Genomic DNA, 15483 nt, shown 5'->3' on the forward strand with positions numbered 1-15483 from the left:
AATCATCCCTTCGAAAATGTTTATTTTATTTGAGAGTAGGTAGTTAACTCGTTAACCTGTGGTTGATGCCCGCGTAAGAAGGCGGTTAGTCCTGTTCTAGCAATTTCTTTAATTCCATATGGGCGAAGTAAGTCAATCAACGCGTCAATTTTGTCTGGCCGCCCAGTGATCTGAATCGTTAAACTGTCTTTACTAACGTCAATAATCAAGGCACGGAATGGGTCAATGATTCCGTTAATTTCACTGCGAAGCTGTGAGCTGCCAGCAACTTTAATTAAGGCAAGTTCACGTGCGACAATGGCCTTATCCGTAATATCGGAAACTTTTAATACATCAATTTGTTTGTTTAGTTGTTTTGTAACTTGCTCAAGTCGCTGCTCATCCTCGACTTCAACCACTAGGGTCATCTTTGAAATCCCTTCAGTTTCAGTGGGGCCAACAGAGATACTTGAAATATTAAACTGCCGTCTTTGTAAGAGACCAGTGACTCGGTTTAATACACCACTGCGGTCCTGAACGGTTAAGGATATAATCCGTTTCATGATGGTTTCACCCCAATCATTTCATGTATTCCTTTTCCAGGAGCGATCATCGGGAAGACTTTTTCCTCCTGGAGCACTCGGCAATCCATTAATACAGGACCATCATAAGCAAATACTTCAGGAAGCTTTGTAATCAATTCTTCTTGGCTTTCAATCTTTAATCCTCTGATATGATAAGCCTCAGCAAGTTTCACAAAATCTGGCTGCGTATTAAGGATAGATTCAGAAATACGGTTTCCATGTAACAATTCCTGCCATTGTCGAACCATACCTAGGGCACCGTTATTGACAATGATGATCTTGACTGGAAGGTTCTGTTCATAGATTACGGATAACTCTTGTAAGGTCATCTGGAAGCCAGCGTCACCGACAATTGCTACAACTGTGCTGCCTGGAGAAGCCATTTGTGCACCGATAGCAGCAGGGAAGCCGAAGCCCATCGTTCCAAGTCCACCGGAAGTAACCCAGCGATGTGGTTTTTCAAAATTGTAATACTGAGCTGCCCACATTTGGTGCTGACCAACGTCCGTCGTGACAATAGCATCTCCATTTGTTACTTTATGAATGGCTTCAATCAGCCACTGTGGAGACATTCCATTTTGATCATGCTTATACCATAATGGGAATTCTTCTTTTAACTTATTTAATGTTGCTAACCAATCTTCAGCCTCTGGAGACTCTGATGTCTGATTCATTAATTCAACTAAAGCTTCCTTTGAATCAGAAACAATTGGTATTTGAGTTGGAACATTTTTTCCAATTTCAGCAGGATCGATATCAATATGGGCAACCTTAGCGTTTGGAGCAAAATGCTTTAAACTCCCTGTGAGTCGGTCATCAAAGCGGGCACCGATATTAATAAGTAAATCTGATTCGTATATTGCCATGTTTGCTGTATACGTTCCATGCATGCCGCCCATTCCAAGAGAGAGAGGACTATTAGCTGGAAAAGTACCAAGACCAAGAAGAGTGGTTACAACTGGAATCTTGTGCTTTTCAGCAAAAGATGTTAACTCCTTAGAAGCTTTACCGTGCAGGATACCAGCCCCTGAAAGAATAACCGGTTTTACTGACTTTGTAATGGCGTCAGCAAGTTTTTTGATCTGCAGCGGATTAGGCTTAGTTGTCGGCTGGTAGCCAGGAAGGTGGATCGTTCCTTCTGCAGGTACTTCGGTTAATTCTCCAGCAGAGATATCTTTTGGAATATCGATTAAAACTGGACCTGGACGGCCTGTCGAAGCAATATGAAATGCTTCTTTTACAATCCTTGGTAAATCGGAAATGGCTTGCACCTGGTAATTATGTTTGGTAATGGGTGTCGTGATAGCCATTACGTCTGCTTCCTGGAATGCATCTGTTCCGATAACTCCGCGTGCTACCTGACCAGTGAAAATCACTAGAGGTAAAGAATCCATCATTGCATCTGTAATTCCAGTAACTAGGTTGGTTGCTCCAGGTCCTGAAGTTGCAATAACGACCCCGGGTTTCCCAGTTATGCGTGCATAACCTTCAGCAGCATGAATGCTTCCTTGCTCGTGACGGAAGAGGACGTGTTTAATGGTGCCTCTTGCACGATAAATCGCGTCATATATTGGCAGGACAGCACCGCCCGGATACCCGAAAAGCGTATCCACTCCTTCAGTTATTAATAAGTCAATGAGCAGGTCTGCACCAGTTTTGGGTGCCGCACTGGTTTGGAAGTCCGGCTTTTCTTCTACTTTCACCTCGTAATCCCTCCTTGTGGATATTCGAAACTTTAAAACAATTAAACTAAATATCTCCAAAAAATAGTAAAAAGACCCTATCCTCTCCGAATAAACTGCAATTACAAATAAAAGCAGAATAAATCGGGGAGAAAAGGCCTTCCAATTCTCGGTACCACCCGGTTTTACAGCATCCTCACGAATACTGCCTCTTGAAGCGATTAAAAAATCTCAAGCCGCTTCTTTTTGTAACAGGTGCCAAAGATGGACACCCGATTGAGCCTAATAAGTTAGGACTGTTCAGCTCAATACTCAGGGATGATGTCGGAATAAGGTGTATTACTGGGCTTCCAGCAACCCCAGCTCTCTGAAAATACATTTTCTTATTCCTTTATTCCCGTCATCGATTTTTTTTATAAATTTTTCTAGTCTATTGCAATGTCTTTAACCTCGGCAATTAAAAGGGAGCCTAAACCCTGAGTAGGTTAAAGTGACAGCAACTAAAACTAATAATTATATTTTCATAACTCCGCCAGTGTTGGCGGATGTAACTAACTTTGCGTATTTGGCTAGGTAGCCGGTTTTGATTTTTGGCTCTGGCTTTTTCCATAAACTGCGTCTTTCAGCCAATACCTCGTCATCAACAAGTAATTCAATGGTTCGTGCCTGAAGATCAATTAGTATCTTGTCACCATTTTCAACGAGTCCGATAGGACCACCTTCAGCAGCTTCTGGTGAAATATGCCCAATTGAGATTCCTCTGCTGGCGCCTGAGAAACGACCGTCAGTAATGAGTGCAACTTCTTTGTCTAACCCACGACCAGCAATTGCTGATGTTGGTGCAAGCATTTCTGGCATTCCTGGTCCGCCTTTAGGTCCTTCATAACGAATGACGACAACGTGACCGGACTTAACTGTTCCATTATTAATATTTTCTTGAGCTTCCTCTTGGGACTCAAAAACAATTGCTTCACCAAGAAAGGTTTTAATGGATGGATCCACAGCACCAACTTTGATAACACCACCATCTGGAGCAATGTTTCCATATAGGATGGATAGTCCACCAACAGGGCTATATGGATTATCTTTGGTCCGAATGACATTTTCATTTGTTATTGTTGCTTCCACCACATTCTCAGCAAGAGTTTTACCTGTAATACTTAAGCAATCTTGATGCAGCGCACCTTCTACTTTACATAGCTCATTAAGAATGGCACTAACTCCTCCAGCGCGATGTACATCATCCATAGAGTAATCAGATGCAGGCATAATCTTTGCTAAGTATGGAACTCTTTCAGCAATCTTATTAATTTCTCGTAAATCATAGTCAATACCAGCTTCATGAGCGATGGCGAGGGTATGTAGAACGGTGTTCGTCGATCCCCCCATAGCCATATCTAAAGCAAATGCATTGTCAATTGCTTCTCTTGTGATAATATCACGTGGTTTAATATCCTTTTTCACTAATTCAACTAAGTGTTTCGCTGCTTGTCGTATTAACTCATGTCTTTCATCAGAAGTTGCTACAATGGTTCCGTTACCCGGAACCGTCATTCCTAACACTTCCATCAGACAGTTCATCGAGTTTGCAGTAAACATTCCAGAACAAGATCCGCAAGTAGGGCAGGCTGCGGTTTCAATATCAAGAAGCTCCTGTTGAGTCATTTTACCACTATGGTAGGCTCCAACTCCCTCGAAAACAGAAGTGAGAGAAAGATTTTTTCCGGTAGAGGAAACACCGGCTTCCATTGGTCCGCCTGATACAAAAACAGAAGGGACGTTGGTTCTGACTGCTGCCATTAACATGCCTGGTGTGATTTTGTCACAGTTCGGAATGTAAAATACACCATCAAACCAATGAGCATTAATTACGGTTTCAGCACTATCAGCAATAATTTCACGGCTTGGAAGGGAGTATCGCATTCCAACATGCCCCATTGCAATTCCATCATCGACACCGATCGTGTTAAATTCAAATGGTATTCCACCAGCTTCTCGTATCGCTTCTTTAACAATCTCACCAAAACGATTAAGGTGTTTGTGTCCAGGAATAATTTCAATAAATGAGTTACAGACACCGATAAACGGTTTTTCTAAGTCCTTTACTGTAACCCCTGTTGCGTATAATAGGCTGCGGTGGGGAGCACGATCAATCCCCTTTTTAATCATATCGCTTCTCATTTGTTTATCTCCTAACTGACAACTGCGTGGTTTGTAGATTCAGGATAACAAGCCACTCCGTCCGTTGTTACGATTTTTCTGAATTCATCTAGTAGGTCATTTGTAACATTTCCAGGTTTTCCATCACTAATTTTGCGGCCATCGACACTTATCGCGGCAATAACTTCTACAGCTGTTCCAGTTAGGAACACCTCATCAGCAACATATACATCGTGCCGAGTGAAAGGAGATTCTCTAACCTCATAGCCCTTAGCTCTTGCCACATCAATGATGGCGTTTCGGGTAATACCTTCTAATGCTCCAAGGTAGACAGGTGGTGTATAGATGACTCCATTCTTTACGATAAAGATATTATCCGCGGAACCTTCTGTTACATAACCCTGATCATTGAGCATTAAAGCTTCTTGTACACCAGCTTGATTGGCTTCTAATTTAACTAGAATATTATTTAAATAATTCAGTGATTTAATTTGTGGACTTAGAACATCTGGGCGATTTCTTCTGCTAGGCACTGAGGCAATTTTAATTCCATTTTCATAAAATTCCTTAGGATACATGGTTAGTACCTCAGCGATAATAATAACGCTTGGCTTTGAGCAGGAGGAAGGGTCCAGTCCTAGGTTTCCTTTACCTCGTGAAATAACAACACGAATATAGGCGCTGTCCAGTTCATTTTTTCTAATCGTATCGACAATTAATTGTGTCAATTCTTCCTTTGTATAAGGAATATTGAGCATAATGGATTGTGCTGATTCGAACAGTCTTTTTAGATGGGCATCGAGTCTAAAGACATTTCCGCTATAAACGCGAATGCCTTCAAATACTCCATCTCCATATAAAAATCCATGGTCAAAAACTGAAACTACAGCATCCTCTTTCTTGACGAATTTTTCGTCAAGGAAAATCCATTGACTTCCCAACCTAACCACTCCTTTTAGTGATAAAACGCTTTAGATAGTTAAAATCCATTGTAAAAGAATATCCATGCCTAATCTCCTATGTAAGAGATGACCGATGGCATGTTTATTTGTAAGAATCTTTAATACAAATTATATTTTCAGTAATCTTACACCCAATCTAAATCTTGGTCAACATAAAAATCTGACAATTCAAATAAATCGGATTAACTGATAGCGTTTACATTGTTGATAAATTAAGGTTGGGGAGAAATTAAAATAGTAAAAAAATTTTTTTTGAGGTTTTCAAAGACAAGAGAATTGAAGTAATATTACGAGGTGATTCTACTATAATCAACTTATAAAACAGCTTGGTTTACTCAGTAAATAAATAATAAAGAAATGAACATTAGTTTTTTACTATACTTATTTTTCAATTTTGCTACTATCTAATTTTTGCAAGGTATTCATATACTTCACGTAAATTCTTATAACCCAGCGACTGAGCAAGTTCTAAATAATGGCCCCAAACATAGGCAGTCATTTTTGCATCCCCAAGGGCATGGTGCCGATTAATTATTTCTATTTTACATTCATGGCAAATGTCTTCGAGTGCCATAGATTTAATCATAGGATCTGATAATCGTAGTAAGAAGGAGGTATCAATAATCCGGTGTTCAAATCTAGTTTTTAACAAGTCCCATGTCAACTTTTGCAAAAAAGATTGTTCATGCTTTGCGTGATGAGCAACAAGGGCATCATTCTTTACAAATTTAAAGAATTCCATTAATACATCAGACGCCATTGGTGCGGATCGCAATTCATCTTCTGTAATCTTGGTCAGGGCGGAAATCTTTTCAGAAAGGGGGTGTGTGAAATTCACTAGGGAATAGAAGGTTTCTGTTTTGATAATTTGATTCCCTGTCATCTTGATTGCACCAATGGAGAGAACCTGATCTCCTTTTTCAGGATAGAAACCCGTTGTTTCAAAATCAAACACCACAACCTTTAATTCGTGAAGAGGTGTTTCAAGGCAGTTATTTTCTTTCATTTCTTTTTGAATTTGCCGAATAAATGAGATATTTTGCTTGTTGGTTTGCCCCTGTACACCTGCATAAATATTGGAACCTAACTTCCCGGACATCTGTCTAAAAAACTGAATCATGTCATTCATTCCCATTAGTTACCCTCCTTTTCTACTAAATTTCTTATATATCGATAAAGTGCAGCTCCGTTCTTGAGTATTTCTTTTACTTCTTCTTTTTGCCTTTTTGAAAGGGAAGCGATAGCCAGATAATGGCTATTCTCGTAATTGTCAGGTTTTGAAAGTGATAGACGCAAGTTTAGTAATTTTAAAAAATGGTTTTTGTATAATTCCTTCTTTATTAAAGGAAGTTCATTTTCCGGCAGCCGCTCTAGCCGGGAAAGAGTAGAGGTTTCGTGTATATTCCCTTTAATAGCCAATAGACGTACCGCATTCACATAAGGAAATAGAGCTTTTTCCTTTATATTTATCGAACCTGTATGTGGCCCATGTGTTTCAACTAGTAGTTGACCGAGGACCCCGATTGCCTTTTTTAGGTGGAGGGTATTATTGAGTACCTTTTTTAGAAGATTTTCATTATGGATTGTTTGATAAACTCCTTTTTTTAGATTTTCCAGATATCCTACTTCACCGTAAAGAGTTCGCCCATCGATAAATATCAATAACTGACGAATAGATTCCCAAGTGGAATCGATAGCCCAATGTACTAATTGCTTCTCCCATTCAGATTGTGATTTACACCATAAAGGATTGCTAGCCATTACTCCGCCATCACAATAATCATAACCGGCTAGCTGGAGGCCTTGTGAAATTTCTTTCCCAAGTACTAGAAAGTAAGTTTGTATTCTGGTTCCTTGTTGTTGAAAAATAATGCCATGATCCTGATCGCTCCAAACGGATTGTTCAAAGCGTCCCGCGCTGCCCATCATGAAAAAAGTAAAGGGACAGGGGAGGGGACCATATCTTTCTTCCATTTGTTTAACCGATACATGAATGACACGGGTGATGATTTCATCATGCAGCTGGTTTAACTGTAAATGATTACGAGAAACCCAAATAATCTGATCATCACGGAATCTTCTAATCTCTAAATAACTGTTCATTCATTAATTTCACCCCTTTAAAAAATATAATTCCATCCCCTTTACTTGAAAGGGGATGGAAAGTTGAAATTAAGCGTTTAGCTTTGGCTCTGAACTAATGACAGTTTTTTCCGTTTTCATCATTTCAGGGTAACCATAGCTTCCATGCTCGCTCATGTCAAGTCCAATAATTTCTTCTTCTTCTGTAACGCGTAAGCCATTCATGACTCTCTTCATAATGGTTAAAAGGATGAAGGATACAATAAAAGCAAACGCTCCACTGCTTACTACACCTAATGCTTGAACTCCAAGCTGATGGAGGCCGCCGCCATAGAATAATCCAGGCTGACCAACTGTTGCTAATTCAGGTGTTGCAAAAAATCCAGTTGATAAGGTTCCCCATATTCCAGCAGTTCCGTGTACAGACAATGCAGCGATTGGATCATCAATTCCTTTGCTTTCAAAGAAACGAATGCTATAAAATACAAGGAATCCTGAGATGAAGCCGATTAGAACTGCTGCCCATGTATCAACAAAGGCACAGGAAGCGGTAATAGCAACCAGACCAGCTAACGCACCGTTTAACATCGTCGGAACATCCGCTTTACCCATTACAATCCAAGAAATAATCATTGCAGCGATAACGCCGGCACCTGCTGCTAGGTTGGTATTAAGTGCTACGAAACCGAAGAATGCACCGTCAACCGAAACAGTACTGCCTGCGTTAAATCCAAACCAGCCAACCCATAAAATTAATACACTAAGTGCGGTAAATACTTGGTTATGTCCTGCTAAATTGTTTGCTGAACCATCTTTATTATATTTTCCAATCCGAGGCTTAAGGATTAGTGTAGCTGCTAATGCAGCCATCGCTCCTGTTAAGTGAACAACCGTTGAACCTGCAAAGTCTTGCTTACCGTGTTCTGCTAACCAGCCGCCGCCCCAAATCCAGTGGGCAATGGGAGGATAAACAATCAATGAGAATAATACCGCGAATACGAGGTATGCTCCAAGTTTTGCTCTTTCTGCAAAACCGCCAAATGCAATCGTTAATGATATACCAGCAAAGGCTAATTGGAATAAAAAGAATACGGAACCGGAAAGTGCTAAACCTTCCACGTCATATCCGGAGTAGAAGAAGTCTGAAAGACCGATTAGTGGATTTCCTTCACCGAAGATTAAACCATAACCTACTGCCCAAAATACGATAGAAGAGATACCAAACGTAAGTATCGTTTTCCCTGCGATATGGCCAGCATTTTTCATTCGAGTTGATCCAGTTTCAAGAAGGATAAATCCTCCAATCATTAGAATGACAAGTACTGCGCTAACCATTACCCATAAACTGTTCATCAAGAATAAAGTATCCATCATTTTTCCCCCTTTGAATTCATGTTAATTTTCTTAACATTCGGTGTATTTGTATTTTTACATGAATTTAGTATAGGAATCTACAATTGTGTGAGGTTTTCTAACGCGGTTTTTAAACGTTAGCAAAAAAAAACCATCCTCCTTATTTGGAAGATGGACCTTTTCGTAAACCAAATTGCGCATTTAATTGTCCCTGAATCATCTTTCTTCTTACATCATCTTGATTTTGCTTCTTCTGAGCGCGAAGCATTTCTTTTCTAATCTCATGTGTTTGCACGCCATCTTCAATCTTATTGGCAATCTCCACCAATAACTCAACATCCGAAAAGGAGTATTTCCGGCTTCCCCCTGAGGACCGTTCAGGGAAGATCAGTTTTCTTTCCTCATAATAGCGTATTTGTCTCTCGGAAAGACCGGTAAGATCCCTAACTACCCCAATCGTAATTACTTTTTTATCTTTATAGGAAAAGTCATTTGTCATTTTTAACTTTCACTCCTCCTTTTGTTTATTTTATTAAAATTTTGAATTATTACAATACTATATGTAAGATAATCTAACATTGTTTTAGTTTTAAGCCTTTTTATAAAGAAAGAACCGAGCGTTGGCCCGGTTCTTTGGCTTTCTTAATATTCACCATCAAATGGAGTGAATGGGAAGTTAAATCTTCTTTCGACTTGACGCAGGCGTTGGTTGACACGTTGTAGACGACGTTGAAGTTGGTTAACGTCACGTTGGAGCTGACTGATTTCTCTTTCCTGACGCTCATTTTGTCTTTCAAGTTGATTGACTCTACGCTCCAGTTGTTGTGGCTGTCTATCTGGATCATACGGGTCATATTGGTTTTGTTGTGCATACGGATCTAACTGATCATATTGATTGTAATCATTCTGCACTTGAGGGGCTTGATAATAACCATAAGGATACATTGAGCAACTCTCCCTTTTTGTTTTAATACCCTATAGATTATGTAGGTATGTGTGGAGAGTGTGGGCAAAAGCCTAGTAAGCTAGTAATTCTGTAAAAAAAGAGCCCCATCTCCGAAAATAGGACCGTTATTCAACGACCCTGTGAGTCACCTTCGTTATTTGTTCCATCTTTCAAGTTTATGGGTATTTCTTGTTAAGAATCCGGCCACAAACCTAGGCATTCCGAAATCAACAATTTTTTGTTTTACTCTATCTTTCATTTCATTCATGGTAAGATTTGGCTCCGTGAATTTTCCACGCTTGTAGCAATGGCTGCAAAATTTTAAGCTGATTGAACCATTTTTTTCAGTTCCGCCGCCTAGTTCATCTTTTGCTAATGGCATTCCACAGCTTTGGCAGTGTTTATAGGATTTCATGTTCCGTTGCTCCTTCTAATTAATTATTAAAATCAAATATGTCAACTATCTTATCTGCCTTCATACGGTTCTGGCAGAGTCTAAATAATTGGTCAAAGAATCCTTCCGCTTCTATAGTAGACAAAGGAATTTTGATTTGTAGGGTTGTCGAGCCGAACATTTGCTTGAAATAGGCTTTTCTTTGGTCGTTTTTTCCATCACGTTTCAACGGCTTGTACATCCAAACGATATGCGGAATTCCATCTATTTCTTCGATGACCCTGAGCTCTGCTGCTGTGGTTGATTTATTATGCAGGTAAATAACTAAATAATAGTTATCATTACGGTGCCAATCAATGAATAGAAAGTAATAGCTAGTATCGCTATCGACTCGCGTAACTTCAAAACCTGCCAAAGTTTGCTTACCGTTTGTCCATTGATGGAACCGTGGCAATGTTCCGTTAACTGTTTCCATTTTTTTAATCGCATAAGAGGCAGTTCTTGATATATCTATCAAATCTGCCAAATGAGTAGCTTCGTCTTTTTTCAACGTGAATTCTCCTTTTTACAGCTTGAATTCATTATACTTTCAATTCTGATAAAAGTAGAAGCGCTAAATGAAGCCTTTGTATTCAAATTGAAATATAATTGAAATGGGAATAAAAAATTCGAGTGGTAGAATCGATATAATTAGGACTAAAAATGCGTACATCGTTCGAATTGTATAGAGGAATAAATCTGCCTCTTTTCCATATGAATGCATAGAAGTGGTGGTACCAGGGGGGTAACAGACATGACGTTGGAAAGTCAATTAATAAAAAAGTCATATTATCAAATGTATATAAATGAACATGAAAATGAACAGCCCATACGTGTGTTAGGTGACGCGTACCAGGAAGAGCTTCAGAAAGATTTGCCCGATTTAACTTCTATCCGCTTTGCACAGGGTGAAATTTATTTTCACAATCGAGATTTTGAAGCAGCGATATTCAAATGGGAAAACATTGCAGGGGACCTTGAACTTTGGGCACGGAAAAATATAGCTGATGCCTACTATGAATCAGGTCTTCTTTCCAATGCCGAGGACCTATATCTCTCCATAGATACAAATAATCTTACATTAAAGACAGAAGTGGCACTCCAGCTGTTTTCGCTTTACATTGAACGAGGAAAGCTGGAAGCAGCAGTGGAGATTATAAAAAGAACAATTGATTCGAACCCAGATTACCCAAATGTGACTACGATTGCCCGTGCCTATTTTGAGGAACAACAGGACTGGGGAAATGCCATTGAGCTGGCGGTAAATGAAGCAAAACGAACAGATTCTCTTGAATGGTACGATACAGTTAATTCTTATGTCCAAAAAGGTGTAACAAAAAATTTACATCCAAACTATTTCTTGCAAGCACTATTTGAGTTATATAGTTTAGACAAGGAAATGTTTGAACAGTTGACAATGTCCCTTTGGAACAGCTACAAAAATGAAGATTCCTACTTTACGTGGTTAAAAGAGGTCAATCAGCTTCTATTCAATCTTGATATTAGCCGAAATAGCCATTTGCAATTGCTTTCAAATCTCCATCATGATACCTATTTTGGTTTAATAAATGGAAACTTCGTTATTAAAACACTAGAAGATTTGGTACCTGATTTATTAACAAATTGGCTGCGCTTAGCTGTCCCGAAGCATACGGTCTTAGTTTCAGCGGCTGTATTATCCTGGAATGAGTTATTTCCTACAAGCATTAATATGTCAATTGTCAATGAGGCAGAAAATCTTATTAGCGAAACAGAATGCCACATTAATGAATTAGAAGAGTGTTTAACTTTATTTGAGGCAATAACCAATTGGGCACAAATGCATGATATGGGTGAAAATAACCGCTTAAATTGGGTGGTACAGCATTTGAATGATTTTGATACCCATCACTTATTAATTACCGGATTTAGCGGCAGCGGTAAGTCTGCTTTTGTTAATAACATACTTGGAGAAGAGATTCAGGATAGTCCTACCACTTCGCTTGTGATGTTTAAGGATAACGAGGATCTAAATATAGTTGAAATTACAGATCAAGAAACGGTTTCACTCGAAGATTTTACTCAATTCCAAGAGCGAATGGATCGACGCCGAAATGCACTAGAATCAATTATTGAATTTCAACAGCCTTTTCCATTTTTATATGAGCAGAAACTGGCACTAATTGAAACACCGGGCTTAAATGGAAGCCATCAAGATCGTTATGAAGTGCTTCAGTATCTACAAATGGCAGATACATTATTATTTGCCTTAGATGCGAATACACCGTTTGCGGACAAAGAGAAAGCTGCTCTTTCACAAATTCAGGAACTTGCTCCCGATTTGCCTATCCATTTTCTTTTGAATAAGATGGATACGATTGTGAATGAACAGGAGGCAATTAGAATTTTTGATGAAACTACTTCAAAGATACAGTCTTATTTACCTGAGGCTCAAGTATTTGCCTTTTCCTCACAGTATGAAAGGGGACAGCAATTAGTTGATTTAAAAGGTTTTATTCAATCGATAAAAGATACTAGAAACCTAGCAGACAAACGTTTAGCGAAGTTGTTATTCTTCATCAGGACAACAATTTCCAGACTGCTGCAAAAGAGAATTGATGTTGAGAATCAATTGATTGAATCGGTCCGCTGGAATGAAGAAGTGGTAATGAAGTTAAATGGTGCACTTAATCAATTTAAGGATGTCCAGTCGCAAAATATAAAAGCCATTACAAGGTCCTATCGTGCCATTAAAGAATCTATTCAAAATGAAATTTCAATCTCTGTGCCGAAACTGCTTCAAGAATGTTCCGAGTTAATCAAGGAAGACAGCAATTTCAGTACGATTCATATCGAGCTTAATGATGTGATGAATAGTAGAATACAAGAGTACTTGGAACGGGAAGTAATGCCAAAATACTATGCATCACTTCAAGATTGGATTAACAATGGTAAAGAAGAATTTGAGCAGGGTCAGAAGTTTTTAAATGAGATAGCTGAAGGTTTGAATAGCTTGTATGGGGAAGAGAGAATTAAGATAGAATGTGACTTTAAAGTCCTAGATGATTGGCACCGCGATACTGATAGAATGACGAGCAGGTTCCAATTAGAAAAGGTAAATATCTTACTTCGCAACACTCCATCACAATTTTTATTTAAAAGTGCTGGGAAACTATTTGGAGCCTTATCTCAAAATAAGGCTATGCTTTATAACAAATACAAAGCGTTTGTAAAAAATGAAAGTTATTCTGAATCAACTGAGATTGTTATTGAACGCTTCTTCCAACAGTTTGAGCTTTTTGAAAAATCATTGGAACGCGACATAACTATGTTTTTCAAACAACCATTGAAAATTCTTAATGAAGCAATCGAAGAATCATTGGCCCAAATAACGACCAATCAAGATGTATTAAAGAAAATGAATACGAACCCAGAAATGTTCCGCGACCCGCTAACATTATTCGAAGTAAGACTTCGCCAATTTGAATGGACAACAGTTGCAGGCAAGGGTGTACAAACGATTTATTAATAAATAAAGGGTGCCTCATAATTTGAGGCACCCTTTTTCTATCATTTCTGCCAAGAGTACCCCTTCTTCAAAAACGGAAAGTTTTAAGGAGGGGGTGAATTGGTGCTTTTTTGCTTTTTATAATATTTGAATAATTTTAAAATTAAGGTGATGTTACGAGACATTTGAAGTAGTTTTTGGTAGAATATAACTACAAACACATGTTCAGGGGGTGGGAAATATGACAATGGAAAAGCACTATAAAACTTATCAAATTTGGATAAAAAATGAGCATCGTATGCATTCCTATTTTAAAACTTCATGTGAGCTTGCGAAGAATATTTACAACACGACAAATTTTTACTACAGACAAGTTTATACAGCTTTAACTCAAATCAAAGAACTTCAACCTCTTCAAAAAGAAGTGTTATCAACCATTCAAGATAATATTGGCAAAATGAATGATGTCCAATTGCATGCTTATCAAAAGAAAAGGGAAATAGAAAAGTTGAAACCGGTAGAAACAAGAAAAGATGTAAAGTGCAATCTGTTTAAGACACCTACGAAAGAAAATCCATATGTAGATTACAACTTTTTAGATGCTCTTTTTAAGGTGATTGTTCAAAATGATTACCGGTCACTCCCTGTTCAATCAAGCCAAGGTGTTATGAAATCAGTGTTTCAAAATTGGAAATCGTTTTTTGAAAGTTTAAAAGAGTATAAGATAAATCCGACTAAGTTCAATGGAAGACCAAGAATTCCTGGATACAGCCGGTCCCAAGAAAAAGAAGTGTTATTTACCAACCAAGATTGTGTTGTAAAAAACAATAAGTATTTGAAAATTCCAAAGACAAGGGAACAACTAAACATTGGTAAACTAGGCGTTGTGAATGGAAAACTAAAGCAGGTTCGAGTGATTCCTAAATATGGTCAATATGTTGTGGAATTAGTTGTTGATGTCCCTAAATCAATAGAAGAAATGATGTTAAACGAAAGATATATGTCGATTGATATTGGAATTGATAACCTTGCAACCATTGTTACCAACACTGGTCGAAGACCTATTTTGGTAAAGGGCAAAAACGTTAAATCCATTAATCAATACTACAACAAAATGAAAGCTCATTATCTTGGCATTTTACGTCAAGGTAAGAAAAGAAAGGAAGGACCTTTTACTTCCAATAGATTGGAGAAATTACATCAAAATAGAAGTTTGAAACTTAAAGACATATTCCATAAAGCTAGTTACCATATTGTAAAAACCGCGGTAGAAGAATATGTTTCTGTTATCATCATTGGACAAAATAAAGATTGGAAGCAAGAAGTGAACATTGGCAAGAAAAACAACCAATCGTTTGTTCATATTCCTCACAGTATGCTTATTAGCATGATCACATATAAAGCTAAGGAATACGGAATTAGAGTCATGGTGACAGAAGAATCCTACACATCAAAAGCTAGCTTCCTTGATGGAGATAACGTTCCTGTTTACGAAAAAGGAAAGAAGCACTCCTTTTCTGGAAAACGAATGAAACGCGGATTATATCGATCCAAGGAAGGCGTTCTTCTTAATGCAGATGTAAATGGAGCTTCGAACATAATGAAAAAGGCAATTTTGCAAATGCTTGAAAAGGAAATCACATTACATTCCGTTCAGTTGTTTCATCCACAAACATTGACCGTTTAATTAAAAAAGAAGTCTCAAAGGAAAGACCAATGGGATAGAGGGGTTGGGCGTAAATAGATCGCCGATGTGTCAACTCCGCTAGTGTTAATCGTTCCGTTTTTTTAGGTTCGATACATTAGAAACCCCCT

13 protein-coding genes are annotated in these 15483 nt (G+C 38.4%); 2 read left to right on the plus strand and 11 right to left on the minus strand.

The genetic code is table 11. From position 1 onward, the window contains the following. Nucleotides 1-20: 20 nt before the first annotated feature. The 11 genes from ilvN to J2Y03_RS10345 form a co-directional block, all read right to left on the minus strand. Complete coding sequence (gene ilvN, locus J2Y03_RS10295) at nt 21-542, minus strand: acetolactate synthase small subunit (protein ID WP_034677413.1); 522 nt, start codon at nt 540-542, stop codon at nt 21-23. Next, a complete protein-coding gene (ilvB, locus tag J2Y03_RS10300) occupies nt 539-2266 on the minus strand; it encodes an acetolactate synthase large subunit (protein WP_310193584.1) in 1728 nt (575 codons plus the stop codon). Before ilvB ends, ilvN begins: the two co-directional genes overlap by 4 nt. A 492-nt stretch (nt 2267-2758) precedes the next feature. Further along, nucleotides 2759-4426 carry a dihydroxy-acid dehydratase gene (ilvD, locus tag J2Y03_RS10305; protein ID WP_310193587.1) on the minus strand — a complete coding sequence of 556 codons (1668 nt, stop codon included), beginning with the start codon at nt 4424-4426 and terminating at the stop codon, nt 2759-2761. Between the two features lie 11 nt (nt 4427-4437). Continuing rightward, nucleotides 4438-5346, minus strand: a complete 909-nt coding sequence (gene ilvE / locus J2Y03_RS10310) for a branched-chain-amino-acid transaminase (protein WP_132097130.1) — start codon at nt 5344-5346, stop codon at nt 4438-4440. Between the two features lie 421 nt (nt 5347-5767). Next, a complete protein-coding gene (locus tag J2Y03_RS10315) occupies nt 5768-6502 on the minus strand; it encodes an exonuclease domain-containing protein (protein WP_310193589.1) in 735 nt (244 codons plus the stop codon). Continuing rightward, nucleotides 6502-7470: a DUF294 nucleotidyltransferase-like domain-containing protein gene (locus J2Y03_RS10320; RefSeq protein WP_310193592.1), complete on the minus strand. Its 969-nt coding sequence runs from the start codon at nt 7468-7470 to the stop codon at nt 6502-6504. Before J2Y03_RS10320 ends, J2Y03_RS10315 begins: the two co-directional genes overlap by 1 nt. 69 nt (nt 7471-7539) lie before the next feature. After that, a complete protein-coding gene (locus J2Y03_RS10325; protein ID WP_310193594.1) occupies nt 7540-8820 on the minus strand; it encodes an ammonium transporter in 1281 nt (426 codons plus the stop codon). A gap of 142 nt (nt 8821-8962) precedes the next feature. Next, a complete protein-coding gene (locus J2Y03_RS10330; RefSeq protein ID WP_132097134.1) occupies nt 8963-9301 on the minus strand; it encodes a MerR family transcriptional regulator in 339 nt (112 codons plus the stop codon). A 143-nt stretch (nt 9302-9444) separates the two neighbouring features. Next, nucleotides 9445-9747, minus strand: coding sequence for a hypothetical protein (locus tag J2Y03_RS10335; RefSeq protein WP_132097135.1), 303 nt, complete (start codon nt 9745-9747; stop codon nt 9445-9447). Nucleotides 9748-9902: 155 nt separating this feature from the next. Next, nucleotides 9903-10163, minus strand: a complete 261-nt coding sequence (locus tag J2Y03_RS10340; protein ID WP_310193597.1) for a zinc ribbon domain-containing protein — start codon at nt 10161-10163, stop codon at nt 9903-9905. A 19-nt stretch (nt 10164-10182) separates the two neighbouring features. Beyond that, a complete protein-coding gene (locus J2Y03_RS10345; RefSeq protein WP_310193599.1) occupies nt 10183-10692 on the minus strand; it encodes a hypothetical protein in 510 nt (169 codons plus the stop codon). Nucleotides 10693-10935: 243 nt separating this feature from the next. On the opposite strand from J2Y03_RS10345, the gene J2Y03_RS10350 reads away from it, so the two are divergent. Next, the gene (locus tag J2Y03_RS10350) at nt 10936-13689 is read left to right on the plus strand and encodes a dynamin family protein (RefSeq protein ID WP_310193602.1); all 2754 of its coding nucleotides are present in this window, start codon (nt 10936-10938) and stop codon (nt 13687-13689) included. Between the two features lie 220 nt (nt 13690-13909). Then, nucleotides 13910-15355 carry an RNA-guided endonuclease InsQ/TnpB family protein gene (locus tag J2Y03_RS10355; protein WP_310193605.1) on the plus strand — a complete coding sequence of 482 codons (1446 nt, stop codon included), beginning with the start codon at nt 13910-13912 and terminating at the stop codon, nt 15353-15355. Nucleotides 15356-15483 lie beyond the last annotated feature (128 nt).

Origin of the sequence: Neobacillus niacini (assembly GCF_031457145.1) — a bacterium.
Classification (GTDB): domain Bacteria; phylum Bacillota; class Bacilli; order Bacillales; family Cytobacillaceae; genus Neobacillus; species Neobacillus niacini_J.